The sequence below is a fragment of the Candidatus Enterococcus wittei genome (genome assembly GCF_002140175.1).
GTDB lineage: Bacteria > Bacillota > Bacilli > Lactobacillales > Enterococcaceae > Enterococcus_B > Enterococcus_B wittei.
In genome coordinates, this window is sequence record NZ_NGMO01000005.1 from 37,442 (window position 1) to 46,144 (window position 8,703).

Sequence of the window (8,703 nt, forward strand, 5' to 3'; positions counted from 1 at the left end):
ATCCGTACTAATTCCTGGGATCGTTAATAAATTGTCCATCTGTTTTTGGTAAGGAAGTAAATATTCGGCTATTTTGGTTTCTAGTTCACCAATCTTACTGTTATACATATCAATAACATCTAAAATTTGTGCCAATAAAAACTTGTGATGACTTCTGAAAAAGCCAGTAAGTCCTTCCACTAATTCCGGCACTTTAAATTTTAAAGAAGTATAAACAGCCGCTTCAACTTTTTCTGCAGTAATATCTTCCTCATTAATCAATAGATTTAATAAATTTCTTCCAGATAATCCGAATATATCTGTCATGTAAGAAGTTATTTTAATTCCGGCAGTCTGTAAAATTTTGTGCGCGCGATTCTTTTCTCGATTTCTAGATTCGATCCACATTTTTCTTAACCGTGTGAGTTCACGCAAATCTTGTATAGGTTCCTCTGGAACAAAACTTTTGGGAATCAAACCTACTCGCAGCAACTTAGCAATCCAACTTGCATCTTTTTTATCCGTTTTTTGCCCAGGAATATTTTTAATTTTATACGGATTAGCTAGAACTAAGTCGAAATTTCCTTGAAGAATGTGCCAAACCGGTTTCCAATAAATACCTGTACTTTCCATAGCGACAATCTCACAATCAAAATCCGTTAGCCATTCATGTAGGGCTAATAATCCTTTGGTGGTCGTATCAAATTTTTGTAGATGTTTTTTTGGTCTGGTAGAAGTAAGCGGACCTTGTAAAACACAAGCAACAACATTACTTTGATGGACATCTAATCCAGCACAGCATTCGTAAATGATTTCCATAAAAAGGCACTCCTTTCCCATGATTTTAGGAAAGGAGTGCTTTATTTCATGTAAAATCAAATTTTTATACACATGCTCATTGGCAATATTTCAAGGTTCTCGAGAAATAAAGCAAGCCAGTTTGACAATCGGCATCACTTGCTTTTCCAAAATAATGGCGGCTTTTTTCCTTTCCTCTATAATTGTACTACAATCTTACCTTTCATTCTTCAGGGTGAATGAGTTTGCGAATTCATGTGTGTTTGACAAAGAGCCGAAAAAATACATTTTCTTTCTGTTCACCAATTATTCAAAGTTTTCTCTTCCTCAACTTTTTTAATAAAAATACTATCTCTTGCTATATACAACAGGGAGTAATTTTTATATCTACTCATTTTTAAGTAATCGATTTTTTTTACAAAATTTTTTCTTTTACAATTCCTTGGTTATCCCGATACTCCGTAGGGGACTGGCCAACGATTTTCTTGAATAATTTAGAGAAGTAGGTAGTGTTGTTATAGCCTATTTCATTTGAGATTTCATTGATATTTTGTTTGCTGTGAATCAGCAGATACTTTGCTTTCTCCATTCGCAAATGATTCAGATAGGTAGAAAAACTTTTTTTCGTTTCTTTTTTAAACAGCTGACCTAAATACATGACATTCAAATGTAGGTTCTCAGCTACATTTTTTAAGGTTAATGGTTCATTATATTGTTCATGTAAAATCGCCAATACTTTTTCAATATTTTGACTATATTTTTTCTGATTTTGTTGGTCTTTAAGTAAAGATAGCAGTAATTGATGTAACTCTTGTACTGACTTTGCTTGATTGATCTGTTGGATACCAGTCAAATATTCATCATCATCCAAGTGAATCAACTCTCGTTGGATATCCATAAATAATAAAAAACTAAAGTGACGGATATCTTCTGGAGTCATCACAGCTTGTTGGAATTGTTCAAAGAAGCTGGTAAGCATTTGCTGTGCTGCTTCAAGTTGTCCACTTTGAAGCACACGATTGAAGGAAGAAAAATCAATCGACTGTTCCTTCGCTGTTCCTTGATCGACATAAAAGACTCTATGTTTTTTTTCACCATAAAATTGGTGAAGTTGCAAATTATCTTTTGCTTGTTGATAGCTTTCCGGCACTTTCTCTGGTTCCGTTGTCTCTTCTCCAATACTGATCAACCACTCTTGTTCAGGATAAGTACATTCGATAAACTTACAAAATACCGGAACAGTTTCTTCCTCTAATAAAAGTACGAATAAAAGGAGTTTCCCATAATTTCTTTGATAATAAAAAGGTTCTTTTCTTTTCATCAACCATTGATTGACCTCTTTTTCTGTCTGTCTAGGTAATTGTGCTAATAATATTCGACGCTGTTTATCTCCAAGTTTCTCCAACAATTCTTCTTCACTAAGCTCATCCAATTCTTCATTGAGCCATTGACTAAAGAGTATTTCTTGATAGATCTCTTGCTGGTTTTTCTGTTCATTGCGATGATCTAAACGTTGTTTGACTGTCTTCAAACTATTGATCAATTCTACCTTATTGACTGGCTTCATCAAATAATTCACTGCGCCAAGTTGGATACCTCCTTTTAAATAGTCAAATTCTTGATAGCCAGATAAGATCATAAATTCAAAATTAGTATGTTGTTTCTGTGCAGCTTCAATAAATTCTATCCCATTCATCTCAGGCATTGTTACATCAGTGATCACCAAATCAATCATTTTTTCCTCTAAAGTTGCAAGGCCTTGCATTGCATTTTCTGCAGTCGCAACCACTTCAAAACCTAGATTATTCCAATCAATGATTTTCTTCAATCCTGCTAAGATCATGTATTCATCATCAACTAATAATACGTTATACACTTTCTCCCCTCTTTTCTTTAAACATCAACCGAATCGTCAATCCACCTTCTCTGTTTTGTTCAAAAATCATTTGATAACTCTGCCCAAAACTAGCACGCATTCGTTCATTGACATTTTGTATACCAATTGACTCAAACAATTCCACTTTTTGGTGTGTTAATCTTGCTCTGATCTCTGCCAGGCGTTCATCCGTGATCCCTTTTCCATTGTCACGAATCAAAATTTGGACTTTTTCATTTTCTTCAAAAACTTTTACACTTAATGCATTATCATATCGAGTGAAATCAATTCCATGTTTGAAGTAATTTTCTACTAAAGGCTGAATGACAAACTTTGGTACTTCGATTTGTTCTAAAGAAGTTTCAATTGTAAAGTGATATGCCACTCGATTAGGATACCGCATTTGATAAAGATAGACATATTTTTCACAAAAATCTAATTCCTCTTTGAGACAGATCGTTTTATCTTGGTTTGTATTATTTCTTAGTAGAGCAGAAAAGGCATAAACGACATCTGCTAATTCTTCACTACCTTCACTCAGGGCATACATGCGGATATATTCAAGCGTATTGTATAAAAAATGCGGATTGATTTGTGCTTGAAGAGCTCTCATGTGAGCATCTTGTTGCTTGATTTCCAGTTTATAAATGTCTTCTACAAACTGATTGATACTACCCAACATATGGTTGATTCCATTTGACAGATCTTTCAATTCATATTCTGTGATGCTAGTATCTACTCGAGTATCCAGATTTCCTTTGGCCACTTCATCCATAGCTTCCATGACACGATCTATCTGTTGAGAATAGCGTTTAAAGGTTTTATATAAAAAGAAAAGTAACAGTCCATCGAGGAAAATAACGCCAATAATCAACGGTGCAAGGTTTTTTATTGTCACTTGGCGAATCGCATGTTTATCTAAAGCGGCTAAAATACGATAGTCATCTGCCAACACCTGTGATTGAACGATATTTGTTTTAGCTAATTCGGTTATCGGCAACGTCGAATCCGCTTGCAAAGCGTTTGTAATCTTTTTTTCTTGTGTCCTCACTTTTGACTGTGGAAGTCTTCGATCATGAAAGGTATACAGACGATTCATCGTTCCAGAAATCATATATAAGGATAATCCGTCAAAAGAATTGACATTGGCCAATGCCATATCTAACTCATTTTTATCAAAACCGATAAACATGCTACCAACTTCTGCCCCACCTTGTGTGATCGGCATTTTAATGTAAAAAGCTTCTTTTAATTGCGGTGTACCTTTTCTGACTTTGCCCCCTTTATCTTCTCTTGAAGACGCAAAATATTCAGGTAACTGATTTACTACGACATATACAGTGCGAACTTCTTCATAATTAACATAAATATCTCGAATCAAATTAGGAAAAGTCAAAAAATCACTTAATTTTTGTTGTTGATCGTATGCATACATCAAATATTCATCAATAGGTTTTGTGAGATATGTCGTAATGTTTTCAATTTTATCTGAATTTCCTACTACTTGATTTTTAATGACTTTACTTAATGTTTGTTTATCACTGAACGTCCGCAGTGTATTTTGAACTGCTTCATTTGTTACTTGTTGCGCTTGCGCTTGTTTTTGGACAAAGGTATGGATGCTAATGATCACTGTGGCCACCATTGTTAAAAGAATCGTGACAATGGCATACTTCCGTAATAATCGGTTCAACAATGTCCCCTTTGAAAATAAAAAACGCCATCTATTCATAACTTTCCAGCTGAGTATCCAGCTCTTCCCGCCATTTTTTAGTAATCAGTCCATTCCAAACCGTCAATAAACCAATCAGTCCAAATAAAATCAGCCCTTTATAATTCCAAGTCACCCATAAAATAGCACTATTACCAATAACTATTTTCAAAAAAGTCGAAAAACTGGAGAAACTGGAAATTAGACTTAGTTTCAATAAATTAATCAATGAAAGTCTATATTCGCTATCTAAAATCATACTGTATTGATACACCGTATAGGCATAGAATAGGCCAAATAATAAAATGAAATCGATTACTAAAAAAAGCATACCTTGGATCTGAACAGATAAATATAAATTGTAACTAAGTACCAATATACTTAATAAGAAAGTTCCAAAAAGCAAACTTCCTCTCAAAAAATCTTTTTTAAACAGTTGCCAACCACATTTGAAAGTGATTTCTTTATACTCAAACCCATAGTGATAAAATAGTTCATTGATTGTTTTCCAAGCAGGTCCGACCCCAAAAACTACCCCACCGATTACTGTGAATACCCAAAAATACAAAGTCAATTTCATCACAACCCATATTCGTATAAATAATGTCTCTAATGCTCTACCTAACACATAATCTCCCCCAAACTTCCTTGTATCTTCTCTCATTATACAAATAACAGCGAACATTGTAAGTGTCCGCCGTTATTGTTTACTTATTTATTTTCACTTTGGAATGTATCGTATTGTTTTTGCATTTCTGTCAATACTTTGTCGTATCCAGCTTTGTCCAAGGCGTCCATCAGTTTAGGTAATGTTTCATCTGGATCTACTGTTCCGGTATTCAATCCATCAAGGTATTGGTTCATGACGTTGGAAATATTACTTAATTCCGTCTTAACACTATCTGTGTTAAAACTAAATCCTAAGATTGGTGATGTTTCCGCTTCAGCGATTGATTGATCTCTTTTTTCGATCATTTCATCTGTGATTGTTTCTTGAGTGTAAAGGATTTTATTGTTTCCAGTATTCCAAGCAGACATGTGAGTATTCGGTTGATAACCGTCTAATAATTTGACCTTATCCTCGCCTACTTTTTCCCATGCTTCCCCTTCAATTCCCCAAACCAATCCATTTAACAACTCAGGGTCACTATTCAATAACCCTAAAAACTCTACTGATTTTTCTTTATTCTTTGAAGTGTTTGAAACTACAAAATTAGCCATCTGTGCTTGACCAGTTGATTTTAATGGTACCGTAATTGCTTTTGATACTAATTCCTGATTTGCTGCATTAGTCAAAATCGTATCACCATAATCATACGGCCCTTGGGTTTCCCCACGCATTAACCATGTATTACCTTCTAATGGATAATCTTTATTACTCGTAGAAGCATCACTTGGGATCAAGCCTTGTCCGTACCAGCTGTGCATTGTACGTAGCAAGTCGATATAAGTTTTATTGTCATACTGATTGACGATCTTTGTAGCATCACCATTTAAGTCCACCGCAAATGGCATAGTATTTCCTAATGGATAGTCAAAATCTCCTTGTACTTTAAAACCTTGTCCGATAGCAAACGCTGCCGTATTTGGATCTTTTTTATGGAACTCTTGGAGTACTTTTTCTGCATCTTTATAAGTCTCGATTCCATCTACCGACAATCCATATTTATCTAATAAAGGTTTGTTGAAAGTCAATACTTGTTGCGCAAATACATTGCCATTTACTGGAAAAGCATACAATTTGCCATTCACTAGATTCCCTTTGATATAAGCTTCATCTAACTCATCGTAAGCTTCTTTTGCATATTTTGGAGCCATCTCAGTCAAATCCGTAAAAGCTCCTTTTTGTGCATTGGAAACATAATTATTTGCATAGGCGATGTCGTAGTTTTCACCAGAAGAAATGATGACATTCATTTTTTTCTCGTAATCACCCCAACCAATATAGTTAATATTGACTTTCACACCGATTTTATCCTCAATTCGTTTGTTTGCGACTTCCATCAACTGATCAAAATTATCCGGTTTATCGCCAATTTGATACATTTGAAGCGTTGTCGCATCGCTGGCTTCGGCATTGTCTTTCGTATCCCCACCACTACCACAAGCTACTAGTGAGACCGCCATTAATGATGAAACCCCAGTGAATGCTATTTTTTTCCATAACTTCATCTTTCTTCCTCCTCTTTCTTCGGTTGTTTCTATTCTTTGACGCCACCAATCGTTAGTCCTTTAACAAAATGTTTTTGGAAAAATGGATAACTGATCGCAATCGGTAATGTTGAGATAACAACAATCGCCATGCGCGCAGACTCTCCGGGAACAGAAGCAAGACCACCAGACAACTGACTGCCTGCTCCTGAATTTTGAGTAAGATATTGAATGTTGCTTTGAATCTTCATCAGTAAATATTGTAATGGTACTAGCTTATCATCTTGAATATATAGTAATGCATTGAACCAGTCGTTCCAGTAACCGAGTGCTGCAAACAAACTGATCGTTGCGATTCCTGGGATCGCTAATGGTAAGACGATTTGAACAAAAATTCGCAACTCACTCGCACCATCGATTCTTGCAGATTCGATGATCGAATCTGAAACTGAACGTTTGAAGAACGTGCGCATCACAATAATATTGAAAGGACTTACGGCCATCGGCAGAATCAAAGCCCAGATCGTATCTTTTAGTTGTAACAAATTCGTCATAACTAAATAATTTGCGACCATCCCAGGTGAAAACAGCATGGTGATCAAACAAAAAACAGTAAAGAAACGACGAAACGGAAAATTTGAACGTGAAATAGCATAGGCATATAAAGAAGTAGCTGTACTATTGATCAATGTTCCTAAAACTGTCACAAGAATCGTTACAAAGAGTGCTTGAAAAATCTTATCTTGCATTTGATCAAAGAGATACGTATAGCCAAATGTACTAAATGTCTTCGGCCAAAAACTATACCCTTGTGTTGATAAAACTGATTCTTCCGTCAATGAGATCGCGATGACAAACAAAAACGGTAAGACACAAGAAAGTGAGAAAAGTGCAATCAAAATATTGGAGAAAAAGTTTGTTGTCTTATTGAAAGAACGAATTTGTACACGTTCTACCTTCTTTTTTTTCATTTTTCTCCTCCTTAGAACAATGCAGATTCGCTGTCAAAGCGACGCGCAATCGTATTCGTGATCATTAACAAAACAAATCCTACCACCGACTGATATAACCCAGCGGCCGCTGTCATACCGAAATCACCAGTAGATGTCAAGCCGTTATAAATATAAGTATCCAACACTTGGGTCACCTCATAAAGTGCCCCGGAATTTCTTGGAATATTATAGAACAACCCAAAGTCTGCTCGAAATACATTTCCGACAGCTAGAATGGTCAAAATCGTCATTAGTGGAACTAATTGTGGGATCGTTACATGCTTGATTTGTTGCCACTTACTTGCACCATCGACCATTGCCGCCTCATAATAAGTCGGATCAATCCCCATGACAGAAGCAAAGTAAATGATACTGTTATACCCGATCCCCTTCCATGTACCAATAAAGACTAAAATAAACGGCCAGTATTTCGGATCATTGTACCAGTTGATTGCTTCTCCACCACGACTTGTGAGCCATTGATTGAATATTCCTTTATCTGGGCTTAAAAAAGCATAAACAAAATAGCTGATGATGACCCATGAAAGAAAATAAGGAAGTAAAGACATCGTCTGATACACTTTTACAAGACGTTTATTCCGTAACTCACTCATGATGATGGCAAAAACCACAGAAATCAATAAATTCAGTACAATAAACGTCACATTATATAAAATAGTATTTTTAGTAATCAAAAATGCCTGATCAGAAGAAAATAAAAATTTGAAATTCTCCCACCCGACCCAAGGACTCTCTCTTAAACTAGCAAGAAAGCCATCAGCAGAAATATGGAAATTTTTAAAAGCTACAACGTTTGCTAATACCGGGATATAGAAGAAATAGATCATCCAGATCATCCCAGGAACCGCCATTAGAACAAGCGCTTTATATCGCCATATATTTGCAAAGAACCATTTTAACCCCTTTCTTTTTTTCATGCAAAAACCCCTTTCTATCATTCGCACTGTAAGTATAGCGCTTTCAAAAAAGAGAATAAATAAACAAACTATAGATAAAATGAAACAAATTATAGAGGTTGAGACATCAGCGTTTTGATCTGAGTATTAAGACAGGAAATTGAAAAATAGTTCCTCATATTTTACAATTTTTTGGCTTAATATCAAAGATCAGCTGATGGAACACCGTTTATCTAGGTTATGAGAGAAGCGCTTTGCACTGAGGCATAAGGATGAAAA

Annotated in this window: 7 protein-coding genes; all 7 read right to left on the reverse strand. The window is 35.4% G+C overall.

All coding sequences use genetic code 11. The features are described 5' to 3' along the window. The coding region (locus A5844_RS12580; protein ID WP_179190605.1) for an IS110 family RNA-guided transposase at window positions 1-798 on the reverse strand (798 nt) is incomplete at its 3' end. A 394-nt stretch (window positions 799-1,192) separates the two neighbouring features. Next, window positions 1,193-2,653: a response regulator transcription factor gene (locus tag A5844_RS12585; RefSeq protein WP_086285548.1), complete on the reverse strand. Its 1,461-nt coding sequence runs from the start codon at window positions 2,651-2,653 to the stop codon at window positions 1,193-1,195. Next, a complete protein-coding gene (locus tag A5844_RS12590; protein ID WP_086285549.1) occupies window positions 2,646-4,385 on the reverse strand; it encodes a sensor histidine kinase in 1,740 nt (579 codons plus the stop codon). Before A5844_RS12590 ends, A5844_RS12585 begins: the two co-directional genes overlap by 8 nt. Next, a complete protein-coding gene (locus A5844_RS12595; RefSeq protein WP_086285550.1) occupies window positions 4,378-4,992 on the reverse strand; it encodes a DUF624 domain-containing protein in 615 nt (204 codons plus the stop codon). Before A5844_RS12595 ends, A5844_RS12590 begins: the two co-directional genes overlap by 8 nt. Window positions 4,993-5,075: 83 nt before the next feature. Continuing rightward, window positions 5,076-6,536, reverse strand: coding sequence for an ABC transporter substrate-binding protein (locus A5844_RS12600; protein WP_086285551.1), 1,461 nt, complete (start codon window positions 6,534-6,536; stop codon window positions 5,076-5,078). Between the two features lie 29 nt (window positions 6,537-6,565). Next, window positions 6,566-7,486 carry a carbohydrate ABC transporter permease gene (locus tag A5844_RS12605; protein WP_086285552.1) on the reverse strand — a complete coding sequence of 307 codons (921 nt, stop codon included), beginning with the start codon at window positions 7,484-7,486 and terminating at the stop codon, window positions 6,566-6,568. A gap of 11 nt (window positions 7,487-7,497) precedes the next feature. Then, the gene (locus A5844_RS12610) at window positions 7,498-8,445 is read right to left on the reverse strand and encodes an ABC transporter permease (protein ID WP_086285553.1); all 948 of its coding nucleotides are present in this window, start codon (window positions 8,443-8,445) and stop codon (window positions 7,498-7,500) included. Window positions 8,446-8,703 lie beyond the last annotated feature (258 nt).